This is a genomic window from Streptomyces hokutonensis (assembly GCF_000376565.1).
Lineage (GTDB): Bacteria > Actinomycetota > Actinomycetes > Streptomycetales > Streptomycetaceae > Streptomyces > Streptomyces hokutonensis.
This window is the reverse complement of the sequence record NZ_BARG01000030.1, coordinates 139534-153973: the sequence shown is the minus strand read 5'-3', so window position 1 is coordinate 153973 and position 14440 is coordinate 139534. Positions and strand designations below refer to the sequence as shown.

Annotated in this window: 10 protein-coding genes; 8 read left to right on the top strand and 2 right to left on the bottom strand. The window is 69.2% G+C overall.

The features are described from left to right. Window positions 1–447 precede the first annotated feature (447 nt). The gene (locus SSP08S_RS17385; protein ID WP_019068885.1) at window positions 448–1029 is read right to left on the bottom strand and encodes a TetR/AcrR family transcriptional regulator; all 582 of its coding nucleotides are present in this window, start codon (window positions 1027–1029) and stop codon (window positions 448–450) included. 324 nt (window positions 1030–1353) lie between these two features. On the opposite strand from SSP08S_RS17385, the gene SSP08S_RS17380 reads away from it, so the two are divergent. The 8 genes from SSP08S_RS17380 to SSP08S_RS17340 all read left to right on the top strand — a co-directional run bounded on the left by SSP08S_RS17380 (window position 1354) and on the right by SSP08S_RS17340 (window position 13374). Then, window positions 1354–2499 (top strand): XdhC family protein, encoded by a 1146-nt coding sequence (locus tag SSP08S_RS17380; protein ID WP_026178574.1) that lies wholly within the window; start codon window positions 1354–1356, stop codon window positions 2497–2499. 541 nt (window positions 2500–3040) lie between these two features. Continuing rightward, a complete protein-coding gene (locus tag SSP08S_RS17370) occupies window positions 3041–4666 on the top strand; it encodes a carboxyl transferase domain-containing protein (RefSeq protein ID WP_019068882.1) in 1626 nt (541 codons plus the stop codon). 31 nt (window positions 4667–4697) lie between these two features. Further along, window positions 4698–6725: an ATP-binding protein gene (locus SSP08S_RS17365; protein ID WP_019068881.1), complete on the top strand. Its 2028-nt coding sequence runs from the start codon at window positions 4698–4700 to the stop codon at window positions 6723–6725. Window positions 6726–6833: 108 nt separating this feature from the next. Further along, window positions 6834–8012, top strand: a complete 1179-nt coding sequence (locus SSP08S_RS17360) for an acyl-CoA dehydrogenase family protein (RefSeq protein WP_019068880.1) — start codon at window positions 6834–6836, stop codon at window positions 8010–8012. After that, window positions 8012–8785: a CoA transferase subunit A gene (locus tag SSP08S_RS17355; protein WP_019068879.1), complete on the top strand. Its 774-nt coding sequence runs from the start codon at window positions 8012–8014 to the stop codon at window positions 8783–8785. The genes SSP08S_RS17360 and SSP08S_RS17355 overlap by 1 nt, the downstream gene beginning before the upstream one ends. Next, entirely contained in the window at window positions 8785–9432 is a 648-nt protein-coding gene (locus SSP08S_RS17350; protein WP_019068878.1) for a CoA transferase subunit B, read from the top strand. Before SSP08S_RS17355 ends, SSP08S_RS17350 begins: the two co-directional genes overlap by 1 nt. A gap of 11 nt (window positions 9433–9443) precedes the next feature. Further along, a complete protein-coding gene (locus SSP08S_RS17345; RefSeq protein WP_019068877.1) occupies window positions 9444–10691 on the top strand; it encodes a cytochrome P450 in 1248 nt (415 codons plus the stop codon). Between the two features lie 340 nt (window positions 10692–11031). Further along, entirely contained in the window at window positions 11032–13374 is a 2343-nt protein-coding gene (locus SSP08S_RS17340) for a SpoIIE family protein phosphatase (RefSeq protein ID WP_245607895.1), read from the top strand. 225 nt (window positions 13375–13599) lie between these two features. On the opposite strand, the gene SSP08S_RS17335 is transcribed toward SSP08S_RS17340, so the two are convergent. Next, on the bottom strand, window positions 13600–14286 hold the full coding sequence (locus tag SSP08S_RS17335) for a PaaI family thioesterase (protein WP_019068875.1): 687 nt from the start codon (window positions 14284–14286) through the stop codon (window positions 13600–13602). Window positions 14287–14440 lie beyond the last annotated feature (154 nt).

Below are 14440 nucleotides of genomic sequence, written 5' to 3'. Positions count from 1 at the left end.
CGGCCTGGTCGCGGTGGTGTCACTTCTGAGGGATGAACACCGGCGCAGCAGTAGCGGCGAAGACCGTCATCCGATGCTTGTGCCGCCTGGCGCGCGGGGCCTTGTGCCTCTGTGGGCGGTGAAAGTCACCGATTCGGCGCGCCGGTCACACCTGCTGTACAGGCAATACCAGACCTTAAGCGGACAGCCGTCCGCCAGGACTGACCGTATGGGACAGCCATCCCTCTGGCAAGGGGGAGTGAGCAGCCGATGTCGATGCCGTCCATCGAGAGAGGCATACCGACCAGTCCAGTCCCATGCGGTTCGCGGGATGGGGCTCCAACTCGCCTGGCACCCGGAAGGCGGGCCCTTGGTACTGCTCGGCGTCCGCCATGCACGGCGGAAGCAAGCGGACAGACGCCTGTCCGCTCGGCAGGGCTGACCACTCGGCCGTCGACCTCCGGATCATCAGCCCCGCCCGGGCGCCCCCGCGCGCAACCCGTCCATGACGATGTCCAGAAGCCGCGCACTCTGGGTTTGCCAGTCCCCGCGGAAATCGATCTGCCAGATGCCGGCGATGGCCAGGATGAAGTCGTCGGCGGTCACCCCCGGTCGAATGGTGCCCGCCTCATGGTTGGCGGCGAGCAGAGCTTCGAGCGCCTCGACCACCAGGGCGTAGCCCGGCTGGGCCGGGCCGGCCGTCGTGCCGACGATCTGCCGCATCGCGTCCGACAGGCCGACCTTGGCGATGCCGAAGCGGGCGAGCTGGTCCATCCATTCACGCAGGGCCTGATCGGGCGCCCGGGTCTTGAGCAGTTCCGTCGCGGTGTCGGTGAGCACCTGCACCTCGTGGCGGTAGATCTCGAGGACGAGTGCTTCACGGTTGGGGAAGTTGCGATAGAACGTGCCCTGCCCGACCCCCGCCTTCTTCGCGATCAGGCTCAACGGGACTTCCACGTCGCGGGACAACTCGGCCAGCGCCACCTTCAGGATCCGTTCCCGGTTGCGCTGCGCGTCCGGGCGCTGAGGCCCGTCGCTCCTGGATCGCACTTCCCTCTCCTTCCGGGACTCACGCACCAACCCTTGATAGCCGGACAGCTGTCCGCTATGTTCTCGACTTGCGGACACCAGTCCGCCTGATGTTCACCATAGCGTCGGCCGCAGCGGAGCCGAATGACGGACGGCGTGCGACCGGTGTTCGGTCCCGCCGTCGAGGCACATCGAATGGACGCCCCCGCTCCTGGCGCCCGTCACGGTCAACGGCGTCGGCGGGTTCGGAAAACGCGGGCGCGGTGGCACTCCCCAAAGGTGTCTGTCACCCCCGACACCCTCTCCCCTCCCGTACTGATCGGGTCCTGTCCAGGGAGTAACCAAGTGCTTGATATTTCCCGAGAATTGGGTCGCTGGCTCGAAGAGGGCCGGGAGTTCGCGGTGGCGACCGTCGTCGGCGTCAGCGGCAGCGCGCCGCGCGGGCTCGGGGCCGCCCTCGCTGTGGACCGTAACGGCACGGCCATCGGATCTGTCTCCGGAGGCTGCGTCGAAGCAGCGGTCTACGACCTGTGCCGACAGGCCCTCGCCAGCGGCACAAGCCTCGTTGAACGGTTCGGGTACAGCGACGACGACGCCTTCGCCGTCGGACTCACCTGCGGCGGCATCCTCGACATCCTCATCACACCCGTCACCGCCACCACACCGGCCCGGGCCGTCCTCGAATCCGCCCTGAGCGCCATGAACCACGGTGAACCAGCAGCCCTCGCCCGGATCACCCGCGGCCCGGCCGACCTCCTCGGCGCGCCCCTGCTCGTCCACGCCGACGGCACCTACGAAGGCTCGTACGCAGACGACCGCCCCGAACTGGAGCAGGCCGCCGCCGCTCAGGCACACGCCCTTCTCCAGGCCGGGCGCACCGGCACGGTCGAACTCTCCGAAGACGGCTCCCACTGCCCCGGCGGCATCACCCTGCTCGTCGAGACACACGCCCCGCCACCCCGCATGATCGTGTTCGGCGCCATCGACTTCGCCGCCGCACTCGTCCGCGCCGGCAAGTTCCTCGGCTACCACGTCACCGTGTGCGACGCCCGCCCCGTCTTCACCACCCGAGCCCGCTTCCCCGAGGCCGACGAGATCGTCGTCGACTGGCCCCACCGCTACCTGCGACACACCGAGACCGATGCCCGCACCGCCCTGTGCGTCCTCACCCACGACGCCAAATTCGACATCCCCCTCCTCCAGCAGGCCCTGCGCATGCCCGCCGCCTACATCGGCGCCATGGGCTCCCGCCGCACCCACACCGACCGCGAGCGCAGACTCCTCGAAGCCGGCCTGACCGAACAGGAACTGGCCCGGCTCCGCTCACCCATCGGCCTCGACCTCGGCGCCCACACCCCTGAAGAGACCGCCCTGTCCATCGCCGCCGAAATCATCGCCACCCGACACGGCGCCACCGGTGTTCCCCTCACCCACACCCAGACCCCCATCCACCACACCCCGGCACAGCCCGTGGCCGTGGACGCAGCCTGACGCCGAACCTCACCGGCCCAGCGCGCACCGAACCAAGCGCACATCAGCCGGTCACCTTGTGGCCGGGTGTGAGGTGGTGGTCGGGTCCCGCTGGGGCTCCGAGATCGTGAGGGTGCTCATGCCGCGCTCCCTAGGGTGTCGATGCCGATCGTGGTCGTGGTGCCGTAGTACTCCACCGCATCCCTGGTCACGTCCTTGAACGCCTCTTCCGGCGGCATCGTCCGCTGACCCGGCTCGAACAGCGGAATTCCGCGCCACGGCGCTTGATCCTCTGCAGCACGCCGCGGGACACGACCCTGTGGTGTCCGGCGAGTTGAGTCTCAGGAGGCCCTGGTCTCGATGTCGATCGCCACAAGTTCGGCGGTTCACCTGGTCGGCGTTTCCCCTTTGGCGCCGAGTCCACTGTCGAGGCTGTGCGCGTGACCCACGTCTCTGGACAGCCTGGGTTAACAATCACTAACCTCCCCGATGTTAATTAACGTTAACTAACACGCAGGACCGTGCTTCGATTCTCTTCGAGCGGGCCGCGCGAGGAGACACCATGAACGCCCATGCCACAGCGCGCCGGCTCACAACCGAGGCCGATCCGTTCTCGGAGGCGTTCCGGCGCAACCAGGCCAGTCATGCCGCAGAGGTCGCGGGGCTGCGGGCGCGGCTGGCCGAGACCGCCGAGGGCGGCGGCCGACGAGCCAGGGAAAGGCATGTCGCGCGTGGCAAGCTGCTGCCGCGCGACCGTGTGGAGAACCTGCTCGATCCCGGGTCACCGTTCCTGGAACTGGCGCCGCTGGCGGCGTGGGAGCTGTACGGCGGGGACGCGCCGGCCGCCGGAGTGGTCGCCGGGATCGGCCGCGTGGCCGGGCGCGAGTGCGTCGTCGTCGCCAACGACGCCACCGTCAAGGGCGGCACGTACTACCCGATGACGGTCAAGAAGCACCTTCGGGCCCAGGAAGTGGCGCTGGAGAACCGGCTGCCGTGCATCTACCTGGTGGACTCCGGCGGCGCCTACCTGCCCCGGCAGGACGAGGTCTTCCCCGACCGGGAGCACTTCGGGCGCATCTTCTACAACCAGGCGAACCTGTCGGCCCGCGGCATCCCGCAGATCTCGGCGGTGATGGGATCCTGCACGGCCGGCGGCGCGTACGTCCCGGCAATGAGCGACGAGACGGTCATCGTCCGCAACCAAGGAACGATCTTCCTGGGCGGTCCGCCGCTGGTGAAGGCCGCCACCGGAGAGGTGGTCACCGCGGAGGAACTGGGCGGCGGTGAGGTGCATGCCCGCGTCTCCGGCGTCGTGGACCATCTGGCCGAGGACGACGCGCACGCCCTGCGCATCGTCCGGGACATCGTGGCCACGTTCGGCCCGCGAGCGCCGCGCCCATGGGACGTCGCCCCCGTCGAGGAGCCTGTCGTGGACCCCGCCGAGCTCTACGGCGTCGTACCGGCGGACAACCGCACCCCGTTCGACATCCGGGAGGTCATCGCCCGCATCACCGACGGCTCGCGCTTCGCCGAGTTCAAGGCCGAGTACGGCCAGACCCTGGTCACCGGCTTCGCCCGCATCCACGGCCACCCGGTGGGCATCGTGGCGAACAACGGCATCCTCTTCGCCGAGTCCGCCCAGAAGGGCGCCCACTTCATCGAGCTGTGCGACCAGCGCGGCATACCCCTGCTGTTCCTGCAGAACATCAGCGGCTTCATGGTAGGCCGCGCCTACGAGAACGGCGGCATCGCCAAGCACGGCGCGAAGATGGTCACCGCGGTGGCCACCACCCGGGTGCCCAAGCTGACGGTCGTCGTCGGCGGATCGCACGGCGCGGGCAACTACTCGATGTGCGGCCGCGCCTACTCCCCCCGCTTCCTGTGGATGTGGCCGAACGCCAAGATCTCCGTCATGGGCGGCGAACAGGCCGCCACCGTCCTGGCGACAGTCAAGCGGGACCAGTTGGAGGCCCGCGGCGAGGAGTGGTCCGCCGAGGCCGAGGCGGAGTTCAGGCGCCCCATCCGCGAGCAGTACGAGCAGCAGGGCAGCGCCTACTACTCCACCGCGCGGCTGTGGGACGACGGGATCATCGACCCCCTCGACACCCGTCAGGTGCTCGGCCTGGCCCTGACCGCGTGCGCCAACGCCCCTCTGGCCGAACCGCAGTTCGGCGTCTTCCGCATGTGACCTCCCTCCCTCAGATCCGAGGAGTCTCCAGGTGTTCGACACCGTCCTGATCGCCAACCGTGGGGAAATCGCGGTACGGGTCATCCGCACGCTGCGTCGGCTCGGCATCCGCGCAGTCGCCGTCCACAGCACAGCGGACGCGAGGGCCCGGCACGTACTAGAAGCCGACACGGCGGTGGCCCTGCGCCCCGGCGGGCCCGCCGACGGCTACCTCGACATCCAGCAGATCGTGGACGCCGCCCGTCGTACCGGCGCGCAGGCGATCCACCCCGGCTACGGATTCCTCTCCGAGAACGCCGAATTCGCCAGGGCGGTCACCGACGCCGGACTCGCCTTCATCGGCCCGCCGACGGCCGCGATCGAGCTGATGGGCGACAAGATCCGCGCCAAGGACACCGTTCGCGCGTACGGGGTTCCCGTGGTGCCAGGCAGCAGCGGCAGCGGGCTGACGGACGACCAGCTCGCCGAGGCGGCCGCCGAGGTCGGCCTGCCGGTGCTGCTCAAGCCGTCGGCGGGCGGCGGCGGCAAGGGCATGCGGCTGGTCCGCGATACGGCCGCCCTGCTGGAGGAGATCGCCACTGCCCGGCGTACGGCGCGCGGCGCCTTCGGGGACGACACCCTGCTGGTGGAGCGCTGGATCGACCGTCCGCGCCACATCGAGATCCAGGTGCTGGCCGACGCGCACGGAACCGTGGTGCACCTGGGCGAGCGTGAGTGCAGCCTCCAACGCCGCCATCAGAAGATCGTCGAGGAGGCCCCCTCAGTGCTGCTCGACGAGGCCACTCGGGCGGCGATGGGCGCGGCGGCGGTCGAGGCCGCTCGCTCCTGCGGCTACGTCGGCGCGGGCACGGTGGAGTTCATCGTCTCCAGCGACCGCCCGGACGAGTACTTCTTCATGGAGATGAACACCCGGCTCCAGGTCGAGCACCCGGTGACCGAACTGGTGACCGGCCTGGACCTGGTCGAGTGGCAGGTGCGCATAGCCGCCGGCGAACCGCTGCCCTTCGGTCAGGAGCAGATCGGATTCGACGGCCATGCCATCGAGGTCCGGCTCTACGCCGAGGACGCCGAACGGGACTTCCTGCCCAGCGGCGGCCGGGTGCTGACTCTGCGGGAACCGGCGGGCGAGGGGGTGCGCGTCGACTCGGGGCTCGTCGAGGGTTACGAGGTCGGCAGCGCGTACGACCCCATGCTCGCCAAGGTCATCGCGCACGGCCCGGACCGGGCCACCGCGCTGCGCAGGCTGCGCGCCGCCCTCGACGACACCCGGGTGCACGGAGTGACCATCAACGCCGGATTCCTGCGTCGGCTGCTCGATGACGACGATGTGGTCGCCGGACGTGTGGACACCGGGTTGGTCGAGGCCCGGCTCGACTCACTGGTGCATGCTCCGGTGCCACCCGAGGTTCCACTGGCCGCGGCGCTCGCCGTCCAGCTTTCGATGGAGTCTGCCTCGGATCCGCAGGCGTGGGTGGATCCCTTCTCCGTGCCGTCCGGCTGGCGGATCGGCGGCCCGGCCTGGATCACGCACCGGTTCCTGGACGGCGACCGTGAGCCCATCGAGATTCGCGTCCGCCGTGCTCCCCGTGGACCGGCTGCTTATGAGGTGTCCTTCGAGGGCGACGCGGCTGCGCCGGCCGACCTGCGCACCAGCGGGACCGGCAAGGTGCTCCTGACCTGGGGCAGGGAGACGCGGGGGCTCGACCACACGGTGGAGACGACCCCGACCGGAGAGGTCGTGCACTGGCTCTCCCTCGGCGCCGACACCTGGCGGCTCCGGACCTTCGATCCGGTCGCCGCGGCCGGCGCCGCCGCCGGAGGGATCGCGGGCGGCGCACTCGCCGCCCCCATGCCCGGCACGGTCACACTCGTGAAGGCAGCCGTCGGAGACACCGTCACCGCGGGCCAGGTCGTCCTCGTCGTCGAGGCCATGAAGATGGAGCACGCCCTGACCGCGCCCTTCGACGGCACGGTCACCGAGCTGCGCGCCGCACCGGGCGCCACCGTGGCCCTGGACGAGGTCCTCGCGGTCATCGAACCCGCGAATCCACCGGCATGAGACCCACCGGCGAAGTTCGCCCACGGCCGGCACACCCACCCCCGGCGAACGCCCCGGCCGTCCGGCCCCCAGATGCTCCACCCACACCGTCATGACACAGAGGACGACATGGTGAACCACCGACTCACTGATGAGCACGAACAACTTCGCAGTACTGTCGCGGAGTTCGCCCGCGACGTGATCGCCCCCGTGATCGGCGACCACTACGAACGGCATGAATTCCCGTACAAGATCGTCCAGGAGATGGGCAAGCTCGGCCTGTTCGGGCTGCCGTTCCCTGAGGAGTACGGCGGCATGGGCGGCGACTACTTCGCCCTCGGCCTGGTCCTGGAGGAACTCGCCCGCGTCGACTCCTCCGTGGCCATCACTCTGGAGGCGGGCGTCTCGCTCGGTGCCATGCCCATCCACCTCTTCGGGACCCCTGAGCAGAAGGCCGAGTGGCTGCCCCGGCTCTGCGCCGGCGAGATCCTCGGCGCCTTCGGCCTCACCGAACCGGGCGGCGGCTCGGACGCCGGGGCGACCCGTACGACCGCCCGTCTGGACGAGAACACGCGTGAATGGGTCATCAACGGCAGCAAGTGCTTCATCACCAACTCCGGCACCGACATCACCGGACTGATCACCGTCACCGCGGTCACCGGCACCACAGAGAGTGGAGCCAAGGAGATCAGCGCGATCATCGTCCCCGCGGGCACCCCGGGCCTGACGGTGGCGGCACCGTACTCCAAGGTCGGCTGGAACTCCTCCGACACCCGGGAGCTGTCCTTCGCCGACGTCCGTGTTCCGGCGCAGAACCTGCTGGGCCAACGCGGCTGCGGCTACGCCCAGTTCCTGCGCATTCTCGACGAGGGCCGGATCGCCATCGCCGCGCTCGCCACCGGCCTGGCGCAGGGCTGCGTTGACGAGTCGCTGAAGTACGCCCGTGAGCGGGAGGCGTTCGGCCGTCCCATCGGCGCCAACCAGGCCATCCAGTTCAAGATCGCCGACATGGAGATGCGCGCACACACCGCGCGGCTGTCCTGGTACCACGCCGCCTCCAAGCTGGTCTCCGGTGAGCCCTTCAAGAAGGAGGCCGCGCTCGCCAAGCTCTACAGCTCCGAGATCGCCGTCGACAACGCCCGCGACGCCACCCAGATCCACGGCGGCTACGGCTTCATGAACGAGTACGCCGTCGCCCGTTTCTGGCGCGACTCCAAGATCCTGGAGATCGGCGAAGGGACCAGCGAGATCCAGCGGCTGCTCATCGCCCGGCAGCTCGGCCTCACCGAGTTGGAGGGGGCACGCTGATGGACAAGGTCATCGCATCGGCGTCCGAGGCGGTCGCGGCGGTTTTCGACGGTGCGTCGCTGGCCGTCGGTGGCTTCGGGCTCTGTGGCATTCCCTCGGCGCTGATCCAGGCACTGTTCGAGCAGGGCGCGAGGGACCTGGTGGTCGTATCGAACAACTGCGGAGTCGACGACTGGGGCTTGGGGCTGCTGCTCGAAGCCGGCCGCATCACTCGCGCCACCTCCTCCTACGTCGGCGAGAACAAGGAGTTCGCCCGCCAGTACCTCGCCGGCGAGATCGAACTGGAACTGGTCCCGCAGGGCACGCTCGCCGAGCGACTGCGTGCCGGCGGCTGCGGCATACCGGCGTTCTTCACCCCGGCCGGCGTCGGCACCCAGATCGCCGAAGGCGGGCTGCCCTGGCGCTACGACGGTGCGGGCGGCGTGACCGCGGCCTCCCCACCGAAAGAGGTGCGCGAATTCCACGGGACGGAATACGTGCTGGAGGAGGCGATCACCACCGACTTCGCCCTCGTCCGCGCTGTCCGCGGGGACCGGCACGGCAACCTCGTCTTCGCCCGGTCGGCCCGGAACTTCAACCCCCTTGCGGCGATGGCGGGACGGGTGACCGTCGCTGAGGTCGAGGAGCTCGTCGAGCCAGGCGAGCTCGACCCGGACACCGTCCATCTGCCGGGCGTCTTCGTGCAGTCGGTGGTTCCCCTCACCGCGGCCGAAGTGGACGAGAAGCGGATCGAAAAGGTGATCGTGCACCAGACGACGGGAGGGTGGGAGTAATGGCCTGGTCCAGGAACGAGATGGCCGCCCGGGCGGCCGCCGAGCTGACCGACGGATCGTATGTGAACCTCGGCATCGGACTGCCGACGCTGGTGCCCAACCATCTGCCGCCCGGCGTTCACGTGGTCCTGCAATCGGAGAACGGCATCCTGGGCGTCGGCCCGTATCCCACGGCCGACCGGGTCGATCCTGACCTGATCAACGCCGGCAAGGAGACCGTGACCGTACTGCCGGGCGCCTCCTTCTTCGACTCCGCCCTGTCCTTCGGCATGATCAGGGGCGGGCACATCGACGCGGCGATCCTCGGGGCCATGCAGGTCTCCGCCGTCGGCGACCTCGCCAACTGGACCATCCCCGGCAAGATGATCAAGGGCATGGGCGGGGCGATGGATCTCGTGCACGGCGCACGGAAGGTCGTCGTGCTGATGGAGCATTCGGCCAAGGACGGCACGCCGAAGGTCGTCCGGGAGTGCACGCTTCCCCTGACCGGCAAGCGGTGCGTGCAGCGCATCATCACCGACCTGGGAGTCATCGACGTCACCGAACACGGGCTGGTCCTCGCCGAGACCGCCCCTGGCGTCTCCGTCGAGGAGATCCGGAGCAGGACCGAGGCCGACCTGACGGTGAGGGAGCCGGTGACGATGTGACCAGGGCAGACATGACAGCGGGCCCGAGGCCCGGACCGACAGCACTTCCCAGCCTCTTCGGCGCCCGATTCACGCGCGATCCGCACCCTGTCCTGGAGGAACTGCGCCGCACAGCACCTGTCCACCACGACCCCGACACCGGTCTGTGGCTGGTGAGCCGGTACACGGATGTGCGACAGATCCTGCTGGACCCGGTGACGTATCTGCCAGACAACGCCCAGCACGCCGTCGCCCTGCTCTCCACGCCCGCGCTGAGGGCCCTCGCCCGGGCCCGCTTCTCGCTGCCGCCCGCTCTCGCCAACAACGGTGGTCCCAGCCATGCCGGACTGCGCCGTCTGGTCACCCGGTTCTTCAACGCCGACCGTGTGGCCGCGGCGGTACCGCTGGTCGAGGAGACGGCACGGGAGACGCTGGCCCGTCTACGGGATCGATACACGTCAGGTGCCCCCTGCGACCTCGCCACGGAGTACGCGAAGGTGCTGCCGTGCCGGGTGATGATGCGCCTGCTCGGCATCGCGGACGTGCCCGCCGCCACGCTGGTCGAGTGGAGCGACGCCGCGCTGGAGTTGTTCTACGGCCGACCGTCGGACGAACGGCAGGTCCACTTGGCCGAGTTGGTCGGTGACTTCCACCGATGGCTGACGGACCAGGTGGCCGGGGCAGCGCCGGCGGACGGCCTGGTCGGCGCGCTGCGCCGGCACCGCCTGCCGAGTGGCGAGCCGCTGGACGCCCCGACCGCCGTAGCCGTGTGCTTCTTCGTCTTCATCGCCGGCCAGTCCACCACCGGCCAGCTCATCTCCACGGTGCTGCGCCGGGCCTTGGAGGACCACCAGGTCTGGGCACGGGCCGCCACGGACCACGACTTCGCACAGGCGTGGGTCGAGGAGGTACTGCGCCGTGAACCTCCCGTCACCACTTGGCGAAGGGTTGCCGCACGGGAAGTCGAACTGTCCGGCGTGCGCGTGCCCGCGGGTGCACAGCTCCTGCTGATGCTGATGGGCACAGGTTCGGATCCCGAGATCTTCGACGAGCCGGACCGGATGTGCCCGTACCGGGCGAACATCCGCCACCACCTGTCCTTCGGCGCGGGCCGGCACCGCTGCCCAGGAGCGTCGCTGGCCCGCACCGAGCCGGCGGTAGCGCTCCGCACGGCCGCCGAGCTGATACCGGACGCGGTCCTCGCCGAGGAGACGGACCCGCCGATGCTCGGGCTCCTCTCCTTCCGCGCACCACTGCGCGTGCTGGTACGCCGCCCCTGACCCCGCCGTCGCCAGGCCCGAGCAGACTGGCTGTGGAGACGGGAGCAGGGCAGGGGGCGGGGGCGGGAACCCCAGAGCACCCGGATTCGATCATGTCGACTCCCAGGACAGCTCGGGTCAGGGCGGCCGACAGCGCCCGTCCGGCCAGTAGGGCCGCGACGTAGAGCTGAAGCCGACAAAGCCCTCACTGACATGACGAACCAACCCTATCCTGGTGTAATCACCACATTGGTGTGGGCATGGTTCCCGAGAACGGATGAGTGACCATGGGCGGTACTGCGTCACACCGGCTGAGGCCCGGGCCGATCGGGAGCCGACGTTGTCCTGGCTGAGTACGGCCGTGTCGGACGAACACGGCGTTCTCACGGAGTGGAGCACCGGCGCCGAGCGGCTGCTCGGATACTCCTCCGCAGAAGTCGTGGGGCACTCCGCAACCAACCTGCTCTCCGGGCGGTTGCCCGGAGAGGCCAGGCAAGCTCTGAGAACGCGCTCGTCGTGGAGCAGCGAGATCGAGCTGCGACACCGGAACGGCAGTAGCGTCACCGTGGAACTTCTGGCCGTTCCCACGACCGGGGATGACGGAACCCAAAGGTGGTCCCTGGTGGCTGCTCCGGGAGTCAAGCGCTGTCGACGTGAGGCCGAAGTCCTCACTGAGTGGGCATTCGAACAGTCGGTTTTCTCCACCGCGATATACGACGCGGATGGTCGGCTACTTCGGATCAGTGACGCCGGTGCCAGAGTGATCGGCGTCAGGGAGGACGAGGTACGCGGGCTGCGTCTGACGGAATTCCTACCGGGTCCCCCCTATACCGAGGTCGAGGAGCTGATCTTCACTGCGCTGAGGGCCGGTGAGCCGGGGAAGAAGCAGATATTTGTGCGGGCACCGGGTGAATCCCGCCCCCATGCGTGGACCGTCTTCGTGTGGCCGCTCAAGGGGGCATCCGGTCCGGTACAGGGCGTGTGGGTCTGCTCGCTCGACATCACCAACGAGTACCAGGCGCGGGAGAGGCTCGCCCTGTTGGACAGGGCCGGCGCTCGGATCGGGACCACGCTGAACGTGGAACATACCGCCCGGGAGCTGGCCGAGGTCACCGTTCCAGAGTTCGCCGATGTCGCCTGTATCGATCTTCTGGAATCGGTGCTCCGCAGCGAGGAGCCGGCCGACGGCCTGCTTCCCGGTGACGTGACGCTGCGGCGGGTCGCGTGTGAGACCGGCCTTGAAGGTGCCGCCCCATCTGTCGTGACGCCAGGGCAGGTGCAGGCCTGCGCGGATGCCTCCCCTTCGCGTCGTTGCCTGGCTTCCGGCGCTCCTGTCCTGGTGAGACCGGGGGATGCAGATTTCGACGGCTGGGTCGCGCAACTCCCACCTTCGGTCGCGCAGGGCATCGACTCGTTGATGGCGGTGCCGCTGCACGCCCGCGGGCACCCCCTCGGCGTGGCCGTCTTCGCACGCCGGGGACGGCCGGACCCCTTCGCTGAGGACGACCTGCTCCTCGCCGGGGAACTGGTGGCCAGAGCGGCGGTCTGCGTGGACAACGCACGCCGTTACACACACGAGCGGGCAACAGCGGTCGCCCTCCAACGGAGTCTGCTGCCACACCGAATGCCCAGCCACGCAGCAGTGGAAGCCGCCAGTCGATATCTGCCCGCAGACTCCCGGGTCGGCGTCGGGGGTGACTGGTTCGACGTCATTCCCCTGTCCGGCGCCCGAGTCGCCCTGGTTGTCGGGGACGTCGTGGGGCACGGTATCCATGCTTCCGCGTCCATGGCGGGGTTGCGCACCGCGGTTCGTACGCTTGCCGACGTCGACCTCTCCCCCGACGAACTCCTCACCCAGCTGGACGACCTGGTCATCAGCCGGTCCGCAGACGCCGAGCTCGACAAAGGGGGCGACGTCTCAAGCGAGATCGGCGCCACCTGCCTATACACGGTGTATGACCCGATTTCCCGCCGCTGCAGCCTCGCCCGCGCCGGTCACCTGCAGCCGGCGGTCGTCAGCCCGGACGGCTCGGTCGACTTCCTCGACGTGCCCACCGGTCCCCCGCTGGGCCTGGGCGGTCTGCCGTTCGAGACCACCGAGCTGGAACTGCCGGAAGGAAGTCTGCTCGTCCTGTTCACCGACGGCTTGATCGAATCCTACGATCGAGACATCGATCTGGGACTCAACAGGCTGCGCCACGTCCTGGCAGGATCCACCGAGTCGCTGGAGACGATCTGTGACAACGTGCTGGACAACATGCTCATCGAGCGCCCCGTCGACGACGTCGCACTGCTCATCGCCCGCACCCGTGCCCTCAGCGCCGACCGGGTGGCCGTCTGGGAACTGCCCGCCGACCCTGCTGCCGTCGGCAAGGTCCGCAAGCAAGCAGCCGCCCAGCTGGTCGCATGGGGACTGGAAGAGGCTGTTTTCGTCATCGAGCTGGTCGTCAGTGAACTGGTCACCAACGCCATCCGGTACGGTTACGCGCCCATCGTGCTGCGGCTGATTCACGACCAGGCCCTCATATGCGAGGTGTCCGACGCCAGCACCACCTCCCCGCACCTGCGCCGGGCGCGCACCTTCGACGAGGGAGGACGCGGCCTGTTCCTGGTCGCCCAGCTCTCCCAGCGCTGGGGCACCCGCCACACCACAACAGGCAAGACGATCTGGGCCGAGTGCGCCTTGGAGGGCTCCCCCACGTAGGGCGGGGCTGGCGCCGACCACCTGGGTGGGGGTTCACGGTCTCGAGCAATCAATGCGATGAGTGCGGATCGTTCGGAACGGCCTGGTGTACGGCCATGGGTCTGTGTTGCGAGTAAGACGTCGTCGGGGGCGGAGGAAGGCCGCATCCGTCCCTACAGGGAGGCCCGGCTCGACGTGGGCCGGGCTCGACGAATCCGGCCAGCTCCGAAACGGCTTCAAAGCCATTTATAGAAGGGGGAGGTGGGGGAAGAGTGCACGCTGACTGTCGGGGGCGGGGGAGACGAAGACGCCCTCTGCTTCGACGAGGTTCTGGGCAGGGCGCGTTTCGGTGGCGATCGATCCGTGGACGTAGGTCTTTCGGTTCTCGGTGCGGGTGATGCGGGCCTGGGCGCGCAGGGGTGTGTCGAGCGGGACGGGCTGCAGGTAGCGGGTTGTGAGGGCCACGGTCATGGACGGGCGGGCGCTGTGCAGGCAGACCAGGCCCATGAGTTCGTCGAGGAGCATGGCGCTCATGCCGCCATGTGCGTAGCCCGGCGGGCCCTCGTGGACGAGGGAGAGGGTGCAGTGGCCGGTGACGGTATCGGCGGTGGTTTCCACGCGCATGGGGGGAGCGAGGGGGTTGCCCTCGCCGGAGACGGGGTTGTAGAAGCGTCGGCCGGTTGCGAAGTCGTCGATGGCGGGGACGCTCGCCCGCAGGCGCCGGGGGGTGGCCAGCTGATCGGTGAGGCGTCGGGCGGCCTCGGCGACAAGGTGCAGCGTCTCGGTGGGGGCTTCGGCGCCGACTGCGGCGTCGCCAAGGGCGCGGAGTTCGTCGCCGAGCGCCGTGACCGCGCGTTGACGCTGCTGCAGATCGTCTTCCAGGGCAGTGGGGCCTGTGCCGCGCTGGGCCGGCTGCGGGGTGTCGGGGTTCATCGACTCTCGTTCTGTGCGGGGATCGGTGCGGCGCGGCCCGGTACGCGCCTGTGGGCGGAAGCTCGACTCGCCGGCGGCGGGTCCGTGCCCAGCTTGGCACCGGGCTGATGTGCCGGTGTCACAGGCACAGCAGCCGGGGGTGTCACCTGGCGCG